Genomic DNA, 12,948 nt, shown 5'->3' with positions numbered 1-12,948 from the left:
GTTTTCGGAGTTTTTGCCCCTATGAAGCACAACGTCATCCTTGTCGTGCTCGACGGTCTCAATTACGAGGTCGCGCGTCACGCCATGGGGCATCTGCAGGCTTACGTTGGCGCAGGACGCGCCGCGCTCTATCAGTTGGAGTGCGAGTTGCCGGCCTTGTCCCGACCGCTTTACGAATGCATTCTCACCGGCGTGCCGCCGATCGACAGCGGCATCGTCCACAACAACGTTGCGCGCCTGTCCAACCAGCGCAGCATCTATCACTACGCCCGAGACGCCGGCCTGAAAACCGCCGCGGCGGCGTATCACTGGGTCAGCGAGTTGTACAACCGGTCGCCGTTCGTGGCCGCTCGCGACCGGCATACCGAGAACCTGTCGCTGCCGATCCAGCACGGACACTTCTACTGGAGTGACCACTACCCGGACTCGCACCTGTTCGCCGACGCGGAAAACCTGCGCCTGCGCCACGCGCCGAACTTCCTGCTGATCCATCCAATGAACATCGACGACGCCGGCCACAAGCACGGCCTCGATTCTACGCAATACCGCAACAGCGCACGCTCGGCAGACATCATCCTCGCCGATTACCTGCAAGGCTGGCTCGACGCCGGCTATCAGGTGCTGGTGACCGCCGACCACGGCATGAACAACGACCGCTCGCACAACGGCTTGCTGCCCGAAGAACGCCAGGTGCCCTTGTTCGTCCTCGGCGACGCCTTCAGCCTCAATGCTGACGCCACGCCGAAGCAAATTGATATCTGCGGCACGGTCTGCGAGCTGCTCGGCGTGCCCCACGACAAACCTGTGTGCCGGGAGCTGCTCAAGTGAATGCCATGACGCGCGGCAAATGGCTGGCGGCCCTGTGTCTGGTGCCGTTCGCCCTGTTCTTTATCGTGTTCGAAATCGCCCCGCTGGTCTGGGTGATGATCAACAGTCTGCAGTCGGAAGAGTTCGGTTGGGGCTTTGCCAACTTCAGCAAGATCTTCAGTTCGAAGTTCTATCTGCAGGCGATCCAGTACAGCCTGGAGATCAGTTTCTGGTCCAGTGTGTTCGGCATCATCATCGCCGTGCTCGGGGCGTATTCATTGCGCCGGGTCGACTCGAAGCTGCGCAACTTCGTGAATGCCTTTGCCAACATGACCAGCAACTTCGCCGGTGTACCGCTGGCCTTCGCATTCATCATTCTGCTCGGGTTCAACGGCAGCATCACCATCATGCTCAAGCAGGCCGGGATCATTCAGGACTTCAACCTGTACTCGAAAACCGGTCTGATCATCCTCTACACGTACTTCCAGATTCCCCTCGGCGTGCTGCTGCTCTACCCGGCCTTCGACGCCTTACGTGAAGACTGGCGCGAATCCGCTGCGCTGCTCGGCGCCAACGGCTGGCAATTCTGGCGGCACATCGGTCTGCCGGTGCTGACCCCGGCCCTGCTCGGCACTTTCGTGATTCTGCTGGCCAACGCCCTCGGCGCCTACGCCACGGTGTACGCGCTGACCACCGGTAACTTCAACGTGCTGCCGATCCGCATTGCAGCGATGGTTTCCGGGGATATTTCGCTGGATCCGAATCTGGCCAGCGCCCTGGCCGTGGTGCTGGTGGCGTTGATGACCATTGTCACCGTCGTGCATCAACTGCTGCTGAAGAGGAGCTACCATGTCTCGCGCTGAATCCGGCCCGGCCGGCGTCTACCACCGCGTCGTGGTTTATCTGCTGTTCGCGATCCTGCTGCTGCCGCTGGTGGGCACGCTGATCTACTCGATTGCCAGCAGCTGGTCGGCGACCATCCTGCCCAGCGGTTTCACCTTCAAGTGGTATCTCCAGTTGTGGAGCGATCCGCGCTTCCTGCACGCCTTCGGCCAGTCGCTGCTGGTGTGCGTCGGTGCGCTGGTGCTGTCGGTGGTGCTGATTCTGCCGCTGCTGTTCGTGGTGCATTACCACTTCCCGAAACTCGATGCGCTGATGAACATCCTCATCCTGCTGCCCTTCGCGGTGCCGCCGGTGGTGTCGTCGGTAGGCCTGTTGCAACTGTACGGTTCCGGGCCGCTGGCGATGGTCGGTACGCCGTGGATTCTGATCGGTTGCTACTTCACCGTGGCGCTGCCGTTCATGTACCGGGCGATCACCAACAACCTGCAGGCGATCAACCTGCGCGACCTGATGGACGCCGCGCAGTTACTCGGTGCCAGCACCTTTCAGGCGGCATTTCTGGTGGTGCTGCCAAACCTGCGCAAAGGCCTGATGGTCGCTTTGCTGCTCTCGTTCTCGTTCCTGTTCGGTGAGTTCGTGTTCGCCAATATTCTCGTCGGCACGCGCTACGAAACCCTGCAGGTGTATCTGAACAACATGCGCAACAGCAGCGGCCACTTCACAAGTGCGCTGGTGATCTCGTACTTCTTTTTCGTGCTGGTCCTGACCTGGATCGCCAACATCTTGAACAAGGACAAAAGCGAATGAGCTATGTCAGCGTCCAGAACCTGAAGAAAAACTACGCGGGCACCACGGTGTTCAGCGACATCAATTGCGAGATCAACAAGGGCGAGTTCGTCACCCTGCTCGGCCCGTCCGGTTGCGGCAAGTCCACGCTGCTGCGCTGCATTGCCGGGCTGACGCCGGTGGATGGCGGCAAGATCCTGCTCGATGGCGTCGACATCGTGCCGCTGAGTCCGCAGAAACGCGGGATCGGCATGGTGTTCCAGAGCTATGCGCTGTTCCCCAACATGACCGTCGAACAGAACGTCGCCTTCGGGCTGCGCATGCAAAAGGTCAATGCCGACGACAGCCACAAGCGTGTCGCTGAAGTGTTGAAACTGGTCGAGCTCAACGACTTCGCCAGCCGTTATCCGCACCAGCTCTCCGGCGGTCAGTGCCAACGCGTAGCCCTCGCCCGCTCGCTGGTGACTCGCCCTCGCCTGTTGTTGCTGGATGAACCGCTGTCGGCGCTGGATGCGCGGATTCGCAAACACCTGCGCGAGCAGATCCGGCAGATCCAGCGCGAACTCGGTCTGACCACGATTTTCGTTACCCACGATCAGGAAGAAGCGCTGACCATGTCCGACCGGATTTTCCTGATGAACCAAGGGAAGATCGTGCAGAGCGGCGATGCCGAAACCCTCTACACTGCGCCGGTGGATCTGTTCGCTGCGAGCTTCATCGGCAACTACAACTTGCTCGACGCCGACAGCGCCTCGAAGCTGCTGCAACGGCCAATCAACCACCGCATCGCGATTCGCCCGGAAGCCATCGAGCTGAGCCTCAATGGCGAACTCGATGCGCAGATCCGCAGCCACAGCCTGCTGGGCAACGTGATCCGCTACCGGGTCGAAGCCCGCGGCGTGAAGTTGGTGGTGGACGTGCTCAACCGTTCGGCGGCGGATCTGCATCCCGACGGTCAGCGTCTGGCGCTTTCCATCGATCCGACGGCCCTGTGTGAGGTAGCCTGATGACTTTGCTGACGTTGAAGAGAGAACTGCACTGATGGCCCTGGCAATTTTTGATCTGGACGAAACCCTGATCCACGGCGACTGCGCCACTCTTTGGAGCGAGCAGATGGGGCGCCTGGGCTGGGTCGATCCCGAGTCGTTCATGCGCAAGAACAACGAGCTGATGGACGCCTACAGCCATGGCAAATTGCGCATGGAAGAATTCATGACGTTCAGCCTCGAACCGCTGATCGGCCGCACCCCGGAAGAAGTCGAGCATCTGGTCGGCCCGTGGGTGGAAGACTTCATCGAACCAATCATCTTCAGTGACGCCACCAAAACCATCGCCGCCCACCGCAAGGCCGGTGACCGGATTCTGGTGATCTCGGCTTCCGGCACGCACCTGGTCAAACCGATCGCCGAGCGCTTGGGCATCGACGAAATTCTGGGCATCGAGCTGGAGGTCGCGCACGGCGTTTACAGCGGCCAGACTGTCGGCACCCTCACCTACCGCGAAGGCAAGATCACCCGTTTGCTGGAATGGCTGGACGCCGAAGAAGAAAACCTTGAAGGCGCGAGTTTCTACTCCGACTCACGCAACGATTTACCGTTGCTGCTGAAGGTGGATTTCCCGCATGTGGTGAATCCGGATCCGGTACTGCTGGAGCACGCCGAAAAAGCCGGCTGGCCGATTCATCACTGGAAATAAAAGCAGAAGATCGCAGCCTGCGGCAGCTCCTACAGGGTGTACACCCTCCCACTGTAGGAGCTGCCGCAGGCTGCGATCTTTTGATCTTGTTCTGCCAGTCAGCTCAGGCTGTCGTCAATCACCACTACCACCTTCCCTGAAACCGTATTGCTCGCCAGCTCGGCAAACGCCGCTTCGGCATCCTTCACCGAAAACGTTTTCGCCAGTTGCGGACTCAACCGCCCTTCGGCAAACAGCGGCCAGACATGCTGTCCCAGGTCACTGAGCAGGTCGGCCTTGAACTGATCGTCGCGACTGCGCAAGGTCGAACCAAGCAACTGCACGCGCTTGCCCAGCACCTGCGCCAGGTCCAGTTTCGCCTCACGCCCGCCCATCAAACCGATCAGCACCCAACGTCCGTCCAGCGCGGTCAACTTGAGGTTCAGCGCCGCGTAGTTGCCGCCGACCGGATCAAGGATCACGTCAAACGGCCCGAAGTCGCGCAGGCTTTCTAGGTCATCGCTACGCACCACTCCGCCCTGGGCTCCCAGCGCCTCACAGTAGGCCAATCGCTCAGCCGACCCGACGCTGACCCAACAGGGATTGCCGAACGCCTTGCACAGCTGAATAGCGGCTGAACCAATTCCACTTGCGCCGGCGTGCAGGAGGACTTTTTCGCCGGGTTTCAGCGCCGCCAGTTGAAACACGTTCAGCCAGACCGTTGCATAAACCTCGGGTAATGCTGCAGCCTCGACCAACGAAACGCCCTCGGGCACCGGCAACACGTGCCGTCCGTCGACGACCACTTCTTCAGCCATCCCGCCCCCGGCCAGCAAGGCGCAGACGCGGTCGCCGACCTGCCAGGACGACCCGGCGCCGACCTCGCTGATCACCCCGGAGCACTCAAGACCGAGCACCTGACTGGCACCGGGCGGCGGTGGATAAAGCCCGGCTTTCTGTAATAAATCGGCGCGATTGAGGCCCGCAGCCGCCACGCGAATGCGCACTTGTCCTGCATCACATGCCGGACTCGGCTCTTCAAGCCATGCCACTTGACCTTCAACGCCTTGCAATGCCTTCACAGTGCCTCCATAGTGAGTCTGGACTGAGCCCGAAGCTGTAGCGCCGGGCTTTTTGCATTATGCGACCGGCTCTCGTAGAACCGGCGACTTCAAAGACGGCCTAATATGCGTTATCAATTGTCCCCGCGTCGAATCAGCATGAAGCATTTGCTCCCCAGCACCGCCCTCGCTCTTTTCATCGGTATCGGCCTGTTGCCGGTGTCGGGCAAAACATTCGCAGCCAACAGCTGGGACAACTTGCAGCCTGACCGCGACGAAGTGATCGCCAGTCTCAACGTCGTCGAGTTGCTCAAGCGCCACCACTACAGCAAGCCGCCGCTCGACGATGCGCGCTCGGTGATCATCTACGACAGCTACATCAAGCTGCTGGACCCGTCGCGCAGCTACTTCATGGCCAGCGACATCGCCGAATTCGACAAGTGGAAGACCCAGTTCGACGACTTCCTCAAAAGCGGCGACCTCAACGCCGGGTTCACCATCTACAAACGCTATCTGGACCGCGTCAAGGCGCGTCTGGACTTCGCCATTGCGGAGCTGAACAAGGGCGTCGACAAGATGGACTTCACCACCAAGGAAACCTTGCTGATCGATCGCAAGGACGCCCCTTGGCTCAAATCCACCGCTGAACTCGACGACCTGTGGCGCAAACGCGTCAAGGACGAAGTGCTGCGGCAGAAGATTGCCGGCAAGGATTCCAAGCAGATCCAGGAAACCCTGACCAAGCGCTACAAGAACCAGCTGGCGCGCCTGGACCAGACCCGTGCGGAAGACATCTTCCAGGCGTACATCAACACCTTCGCCATGTCCTACGACCCGCACACCAACTATCTGTCGCCGGATAACGCGGAGAACTTCGACATCAACATGAGCCTGTCCCTCGAGGGCATCGGCGCCGTGTTGCAGAGCGACAACGACCAGGTGAAAGTCGTGCGTCTGGTGCCGGCAGGTCCGGCCGACAAGACCAAGCAGGTTGCACCGGCCGACAAGATCATCGGCGTTGCCCAGGGCAACAAAGAGATGGTCGACGTGGTGGGCTGGCGCCTGGACGAAGTGGTCAAGCTGATCCGCGGCCCGAAAGGCACCGTGGTGCGCCTGGAAGTGATTCCGGCCAGCAATGCGCCGAACGACCAGACCAGCAAGATCGTGCCGATCACCCGTGAAGCGGTGAAGCTTGAAGACCAGGCGGTGAAAAAATCCGTACTGAACCTGAAACAGGACGGCAAGGATTACAAGCTCGGCATCATCGAGATCCCGGCCTTCTACCTCGACTTCAAGGCGTTCCGTGCCGGTGATCCGGACTACAAGAGCACCACCCGTGACGTCAAGAAACTTCTGACCGAACTGCAGAAAGAAAAAGTCGACGGCGTGGTCATCGACCTGCGCAACAACGGCGGCGGCTCCCTGCAGGAAGCCACCGAGCTGACCAGCCTGTTCATCGACAAGGGCCCGACCGTCCTCGTGCGTAACGCCGATGGCCGCGTCGACGTGCTTGAAGATGAAAACCCGGGCGCGTTCTACAAAGGCCCGATGGCCCTGCTGGTCAACCGCCTGTCCGCCTCGGCTTCGGAGATCTTCGCCGGCGCCATGCAGGACTACCATCGCGCATTGATCATCGGTGGCCAGACCTTCGGCAAAGGCACCGTGCAGACCATTCAGCCGCTGAACCATGGCGAACTGAAACTGACCCTGGCCAAGTTCTACCGGGTTTCCGGGCAGAGCACCCAGCATCAGGGCGTGCTGCCGGACATCGACTATCCGTCGATCATCGACACCAAGGAAATCGGCGAGAGCGCCCTGCCGGAAGCGATGCCGTGGGACACCATCAAGGCGGCGATCAAACCTGCGGTCGATCCGTTCAAGCCGTATCTGGCGCAGCTCAAATCCGAGCATGACGCACGCAGTTCCAAGGATGCCGAGTTCGTGTTCATCCGCGACAAGCTGGCCCTGGCGCAGAAGCTGATGGAAGAGAAAACCGTCAGCCTCAATGAAGCCGAACGCCGTGCCCAGCACGCGGACATCGATGCCAAGCAACTGGCGATGGAGAACATCCGTCGCAAGGCAAAAGGCGAAGAGCCGCTCAAAGAGCTGAAGAAAGAAGACGACGACGCACTTGCGGCGGCCGAGCCGGACAAGGTCAAACCCGAGGACGACGCCTACCTGAGCGAGACCGGGCGCGTTCTGCTGGATTACCTGAAGCTGAGCAATCAGGTGGCCAAGAAGTAAGATGATGGCAATTTAGTTCTGACGCTCCCCGGATCGTCATCAAACAGTCATCATTCTGTCGTGCAATAAAGGACTGGGAGCGACTCTCTTCATCGAGAGCGCTCCCAGTCCTTTTTTTATCGCCAGAGATTGCCATGACCACGACCGAACAGCTGAGTGCCTTGAGCTCGATCCTGACTCAAAGCGGTTTGCACAGTCTGTTCCAGCCGATCATCTGTCTCTCCGAGCGTCGTATTCTCGGCTACGAAGCCCTCACCCGTGGCCCGTCCAACAGCCCTTTGCACTCGCCTATCGCGCTGTTCGCGGTGGCGCGTCAGGCCGGCCGTTTGAGCGAACTGGAAATTGCCTGCCGCCAGTCTGCCTGCCGTCGGTTCAACGAGCAGCAACTGCCGGGCAAGCTGTTCCTCAACGTCTCCCCGGAATCACTGCTCGAAGCGGCGCATCAACCGGGACGGACTCTGCAACTGCTGCAGGACTTCGGCATTCCACCAAGCCAGGTAGTGATCGAACTCACCGAACAGACGCCGATCGACGATTTCCAGTTGCTGCAAACCGCCCTGCATCACTACCGGGCGATGGGTTTTTCGATTGCACTGGATGATCTGGGTGCCGGCTATTCGAGCCTGCGCCTGTGGTCGGAACTGCGTCCGGATTACGTGAAAATCGACCGGCACTTCATCGACGGCATTCATCAGGATGCGCTGAAACGCGAGTTCGTCGGCTCGATCCTGCAAATCGCCAAGGCTTCGCGGGCGCAGGTGATCGCCGAAGGTATCGAGTTGCCGGAGGAACTGGCGGTGTTGACCGAGATGGGCGTCGATCTGGTGCAGGGTTACCTGCTCGGCCGCCCTCAGGAACATCCACCCCGCGATGCTCGCGCCCTGATGCCGAAACACGACAGCAGCGCCGTGGCGCTAAATGACGAAGGCAGCGACCTCAGCGCCCTGCTCAACGATCAACCGGCGGTGCATCGCGACACACCGACTGCCACGGTGCTGGAAGCCTTCCGCCGCCAGGCCAATCTCAACTCGCTGGCAGTGCTCGACGAGCAGGGTCAGCCGTGCGGCATCGTTCACCGGCATTCACTGTCCGACGCGCTGCTCAAACCGTTTGCGACTGACCTGTTCGCGCGAAAACCGATCAGCCGCCTGATGAACGACGATTTCCTCGCCGTGGAGATGAGCCAGTCGCTGCAACAGGTCAGCCGCCTGATCACCAGCCGCGCCCGGCAGCGCATCGAAGAAGATTTCATCATCACCCTCAATGGCGGTTATCTGGGCCTTGGCCGGGTGATCGATGTACTCAAACTGATCACCGAACTGAAAATCCAGCAGGCCCGCTACGCCAACCCGCTGACCCTGCTGCCCGGCAACGTGCCGATCCAGCAATGCCTGACGCGCCTGCTGCAACAGGGCCGCGAATCGATCATCTGTTACGTCGACATCGACAGTTTCAAACCCTTCAACGACATCTATGGCTACGGCCGTGGCGACGAAGTCCTGCTGTGCCTGGCGCAATGCCTGAACGAACGCGTCGACCCGTCCCGCGACTTCGTCGGCCACATTGGCGGCGACGACTTCCTGCTGGTGCTCGGCCCGGAAGACTGGCGCAAACGTCTCAACCAATTGCTCGACGACTTCCAGAGCCAATGTCGGCGCTTCTATCGCCCTGAGCATCTTGAAGCTGGCTGCTTCATTGCACCGAATCGCCAAGGCGTACGCCAGGAATTCCCGTTGCTGTCACTGTCCATCGGCGTCGTCCACCTGCACCCAGAAGCCTGCGCCGAACTCGATGCGAGTCAGCTGGCGGAAATGGCTTCCCAGGCGAAGCATCATGCGAAGAATGTTCCAGGGTATAGCGTGCATGTGATTGATAGTCTCGCTGCTGCTGACCTGCAACCGCCGCAACTGATTGGCCAACGCTGATTCCACAGACGATACAGATCCCTGTGGGAGCGGGCTTGCTCGCGAAGGCGTCAGTTGAATTAACCCAGCTGTTTCATCCTTACCGCATATCTGAATCATCGACGTGATACTTCAATAAACAACTTAACAAAACCTGCATGAACTGACGCTGGTCCTCTACGTCGTCATCAAAATAAGTAGTTATTCTTGTAAACACCTCATCAAAGCTATCACCGACTTCCAAATAGTACTTCAGCGTGTCAATACACCACTCTCGCTCTTCAAGACTATAAGAAAGAAACTCAGGCCTCATAAGAATATCAAACAGATCACTAAGCTCTTGCTTGTCATTGACGTTCTTCGAGACGATGATTTTTTCTCGAGCATCATCATGAGTATTTTCTATATCGAATAGGAAAAGCAGACCACGCAAAACAAAATATTCAGGCTTACGTTTCAATTCAAAAACTCCGTGTAAGAGGTTATCGGCTTAGCTGCTCTATTGAGAATTACTACCGCATGTGTTTGCTGTCCATAAATAACCCCTCCCCTTTTGTACCCCTCGCCAACCACCTTACCCATATGCATTGGTTCTTTGGACGCGATTTGACCATTCCGCCTAAAAATAAGCTGAGCACGATGTATTGCGTTAAGTTGATCTCGATAACTAAAAAAGTGAGTAGCCGCACTGGGTATTTTTGGCTGCCCTGCTCGTCTCCCATTGGTGTAAACCTCAATAATTCCAGTTGTTGGATTTCTTCCCGTCAATGAGCGTTCCTGCTGAGAAGCTAGTGTGGTCTGTTTGCCATGTTTTTCTAAGAAGTGTGCATCTTGTGTGGCTTTCTCCATTTCATCCAAACGCCGATGAGCATTTTCTTCTGCCACCTCATCAAGCCTCGCCCGCCGCTCCTGCGCTGTCATCTTTGGCAGAGGGGGCTCGCCTTCTTCGACAACTACGCGGCCAGCCTCGTACCGCATCGGACGGCGCGGTGTCGGCGGAGGACAGGTGCAAGTCAACCCCAACGGATCCACCCACCCCGTCGGATTCGGCACGTACTGGTACTGATTCAACCCACCCGCCAACTTGATGGGATCCGGCGTCAGAAACCGCCCCAACCGCGGGTCGTAATACCGATGCCGGTTGTAATGCAGCCCACTTTCCGCATCGAAATACTGCCCCTGAAAGCGCAGCGGCTGGTCCAGGTAGTCCTCGCCGGCGAGGGTGATGGCGGCCACTTTGCCGTAGGCGTCGTATTGCGCGGACCAGACGATTTCGCCGCTGTAGTCCGTGAGTTCCTGCGGGGTGCCAAGGTGGTCGAGTTGGTAGTAGAACGGGCAGGCGCGTTTCGGGCCTTTGCCGTCGAGCAGTGCCAGTGGGCGGAAGGTGCCGGGTTCGTAGACGTAGCTGCGGTACTGGGCTTTGCTGCTTTCGGCGACGAGGTGGTCGCCTTGCCAGAAGAAATCGGTGCTGAGGCCGTCGACGGTTTTGCGGATGCGTCGACCAAAAGCGTCGTATTGGTAGGTCGCGGTTTTGCCGTCGGGGCGGGTCAGGCCGATCAGACGGTGCTGGCAGTCGTAGCGGTATTCGGTGACCTGTTGCTGATCGCGGCCACGGCGTTCGCGGATCAGGTTGCCGAAGGCGTCGTAGTCATAGTGGCGGTCGCCCTGCATCAGCAGGCGGTTGCCCTTGATCCGGTTAGGGCCGGGGCGGTCCTGCATCAGCAGGTTGCCGGCCGGGTCGTGGGCGAAGGATTCCGGCAGTTCGTCACGCGAGTGACGTACGCGGATCAGGCGGTCGAGGGCGTCGTAGGCGTAGGTACGCTGGCCGTGACGAGTGTCGGCAATGTGCTCGAGGTTGCCGTTGGCGCTGTAAGCATAATCGCGGCGATACAGCGATGCGTGCTGATGGCCTACAGCGTGGGCCAGTAAACGGCCCTGATCATCGTAGGCATAATCGCTGCGCAACAGACCTTGCTGGCGTTGTTGCTCACGACCGGACTGGTAGACGTGGCTGGTCAGCCGCGCGCCATTGAGGTCGATGGCCGTCAGCGCGCCGCCCTTGGCGTAGTGGAAATCGAGCTTGCTGTTGTCCGGCAGACGCTGGCGTTTGAGCTGACCGCAGGCGTCATAGGCATAACGCAAGGTGCCCCAGCCCTGGTGCTCGGTGATCAGCCGGTCCTGCAGGTCGTACTCGAAGGCCAGCGGATGTTGCTGGCCGTCATCAACCCCGGTCAGCCGGCCCAGGCGGTCGTAGCGGTAAGCCACCTGCACCCCGTCGGGCAGGGTTTTGAGCAGCAGACGTCCGGCCGCATCACGCTCATAACCGGTGACCAGCGTCGAGCCGTCATCGCCGACTTCGGTCTTTTCCAGCAGATGACCGTCAGGGTCGTAGGCGTACGCGGTGCGCCGCCCGTCGAAGCCGGTTTCCTGTCGGATCAATCCGGTCGGCGTGTAGTCCAGGCGATATTTTTCTCCGGACTCGTTCTCGATTTCTGTCAGCAGCAGTTGCGCGTGGTCGTAGCGGTACTGCACCCGCGTGCCGTCGGGGTTGATCTTGCGCGAGACCAGGTGCAGGTCGTCGTCATACTCGTAACGGGTGATGCGTCCGAGTTCATCGCGCTCGGCGGTGACCTGGCCGTAGGCGCCGTAGCTGTAGGCGCGGGTGGCGCCTGTAGGAAAGGTCGTCTGAACCAGTCGGCCAACGGCGTCCCACTGCTGGCGAGTAACGGCACCGTGTTCGTCGCACGTGGTGGTCCGTCGCCCCAGCGCATCGTAGGAAAAGCGCCGCACACCGCCGTCGGGCAGGGTTTCTTCGGTCAGTTGCCCGAGGTCGTTCCAGACCAACATGTGCCGGCTGCTGTCCGGGTAACGGATCGACAGCAACTGCCCGCGAATGTCGTAGTAGTAATGGGTGACCTGGCCGTCGGGATCGACCGCCTCGGTGACATCCCCCTCAGCATTGCGCCGGTACGTCCACACCGCCTGGCCGCGGGAACGGCTGTGCAGGAAACCGTTGCGATACTCGTAGGACGTCGGCTCGTCTTCCGGTGGAAGCAGCGCGATCAGCCGTCCGGCTTCGTCGTAGCGGTATTCGGTCACGGCACCGAGCGGCCCTTGCTCGGCAATCAGGCGGCCCTGAGCGTCATAAGCCTTGAGGTGTTCCGCGCCATCGGCCTGGACCTTGCGCACCAGCCGCGCATGGTCATCGTGGACGTAGGTCTCTACGCTGCCATCGACGTAATGCACCGTGACCCGGCCGCTGTCGTCCCAGACGTAGCGGGTGTCCATCTGCGAGAACGAGGCCCAGTGGCGCACGCAGCGCGCGGCCTTGCCCGAGCGCTCCCATTCCCAGAAGAAACTCGCGCCACCGGTCAACTGCCGCTGCAGGATGACGTGCTGATCGTCGTAGTCGTAGCGCTCGCTGTCACCGACCGCGTTGGTGGCTTCCAGCAGACGCTGGCGGGCGTCGTAGCGATAACTGGCGAGGGTCTGTTCGGTGCACCAGCCATCGACTGCCAGCACCTGGTAATCAACCGCGACCAGATGCGCGCGGTCATAACGCAACAACAGCGAGCGGCCCGCGCCATTGTCGAGCCGGACAATCCGCTGATGATGATCGCGAGACACGC

General features: G+C 59.9%; 10 protein-coding genes. 7 read left to right on the top strand and 3 right to left on the bottom strand.

Annotated elements, in window-relative coordinates:
- The first annotated feature begins 21 nt into the window (after positions 1-21).
- Genes DBR18_RS00590 through DBR18_RS00570 form a run of 5 tightly spaced genes read left to right on the top strand, consistent with a single transcriptional unit; the run spans position 22 to position 4,131 of the window.
- Entirely contained in the window at positions 22-828 is an 807-nt protein-coding gene (locus tag DBR18_RS00590) for an alkaline phosphatase family protein (protein WP_108588876.1), read from the top strand.
- Between the two features lie 5 nt (positions 829-833).
- Positions 834-1,670: an ABC transporter permease subunit gene (locus DBR18_RS00585; RefSeq protein WP_163005303.1), complete on the top strand. Its 837-nt coding sequence runs from the start codon at positions 834-836 to the stop codon at positions 1,668-1,670.
- The gene (locus DBR18_RS00580) at positions 1,657-2,457 is read left to right on the top strand and encodes an ABC transporter permease (RefSeq protein ID WP_007965346.1); all 801 of its coding nucleotides are present in this window, start codon (positions 1,657-1,659) and stop codon (positions 2,455-2,457) included. Before DBR18_RS00585 ends, DBR18_RS00580 begins: the two co-directional genes overlap by 14 nt.
- Positions 2,454-3,443 carry an ABC transporter ATP-binding protein gene (locus DBR18_RS00575; RefSeq protein ID WP_108588875.1) on the top strand — a complete coding sequence of 330 codons (990 nt, stop codon included), beginning with the start codon at positions 2,454-2,456 and terminating at the stop codon, positions 3,441-3,443. Before DBR18_RS00580 ends, DBR18_RS00575 begins: the two co-directional genes overlap by 4 nt.
- A 34-nt stretch (positions 3,444-3,477) precedes the next feature.
- Entirely contained in the window at positions 3,478-4,131 is a 654-nt protein-coding gene (locus DBR18_RS00570; protein ID WP_108588874.1) for an HAD family phosphatase, read from the top strand.
- Between the two features lie 98 nt (positions 4,132-4,229).
- On the opposite strand, the gene DBR18_RS00565 is transcribed toward DBR18_RS00570, so the two are convergent.
- Positions 4,230-5,192: a zinc-binding dehydrogenase gene (locus DBR18_RS00565; protein ID WP_108588873.1), complete on the bottom strand. Its 963-nt coding sequence runs from the start codon at positions 5,190-5,192 to the stop codon at positions 4,230-4,232.
- 138 nt (positions 5,193-5,330) lie between these two features.
- On the opposite strand from DBR18_RS00565, the gene DBR18_RS00560 reads away from it, so the two are divergent.
- Positions 5,331-7,415 carry a carboxy terminal-processing peptidase gene (locus tag DBR18_RS00560; protein WP_177482329.1) on the top strand — a complete coding sequence of 695 codons (2,085 nt, stop codon included), beginning with the start codon at positions 5,331-5,333 and terminating at the stop codon, positions 7,413-7,415.
- Positions 7,416-7,549: 134 nt separating this feature from the next.
- On the top strand, positions 7,550-9,340 hold the full coding sequence (locus DBR18_RS00555) for a bifunctional diguanylate cyclase/phosphodiesterase (protein ID WP_108588871.1): 1,791 nt from the start codon (positions 7,550-7,552) through the stop codon (positions 9,338-9,340).
- Between the two features lie 79 nt (positions 9,341-9,419).
- Here DBR18_RS00555 and DBR18_RS00550 read toward each other — a convergent pair whose 3' ends face one another.
- Together DBR18_RS00550 and DBR18_RS00545 are read right to left on the bottom strand one after the other, a co-directional pair.
- A complete protein-coding gene (locus DBR18_RS00550) occupies positions 9,420-9,779 on the bottom strand; it encodes a hypothetical protein (RefSeq protein WP_108588870.1) in 360 nt (119 codons plus the stop codon).
- On the bottom strand, positions 9,776-12,948 hold a 3,173-nt coding region (locus tag DBR18_RS00545; RefSeq protein WP_146188718.1), incomplete at its 5' end, for an RHS repeat protein. The genes DBR18_RS00545 and DBR18_RS00550, both read right to left, overlap by 4 nt.

This window comes from Pseudomonas sp. HMWF021, assembly GCF_003061005.1.
In the GTDB taxonomy this organism is placed as follows: Bacteria; Pseudomonadota; Gammaproteobacteria; order Pseudomonadales; family Pseudomonadaceae; genus Aquipseudomonas.
The sequence above is the reverse complement of the archived record's forward strand: the minus strand, read 5'-3'. Positions and strand labels throughout refer to the sequence as shown.

Coding starts and splice junctions, on each gene's coding strand:
- DBR18_RS00590 (WP_108588876.1), top strand. CDS start 22: ATGAAGCACAACGTCATCCTTGTCGTGCTCGACGGTCTCAATTACGAG.
- DBR18_RS00585 (WP_163005303.1), top strand. CDS start 834: ATGACGCGCGGCAAATGGCTGGCGGCCCTGTGTCTGGTGCCGTTCGCC.
- DBR18_RS00580 (WP_007965346.1), top strand. CDS start 1,657: ATGTCTCGCGCTGAATCCGGCCCGGCCGGCGTCTACCACCGCGTCGTG.
- DBR18_RS00575 (WP_108588875.1), top strand. CDS start 2,454: ATGAGCTATGTCAGCGTCCAGAACCTGAAGAAAAACTACGCGGGCACC.
- DBR18_RS00570 (WP_108588874.1), top strand. CDS start 3,478: ATGGCCCTGGCAATTTTTGATCTGGACGAAACCCTGATCCACGGCGAC.
- DBR18_RS00560 (WP_177482329.1), top strand. CDS start 5,331: ATGAAGCATTTGCTCCCCAGCACCGCCCTCGCTCTTTTCATCGGTATC.
- DBR18_RS00555 (WP_108588871.1), top strand. CDS start 7,550: ATGACCACGACCGAACAGCTGAGTGCCTTGAGCTCGATCCTGACTCAA.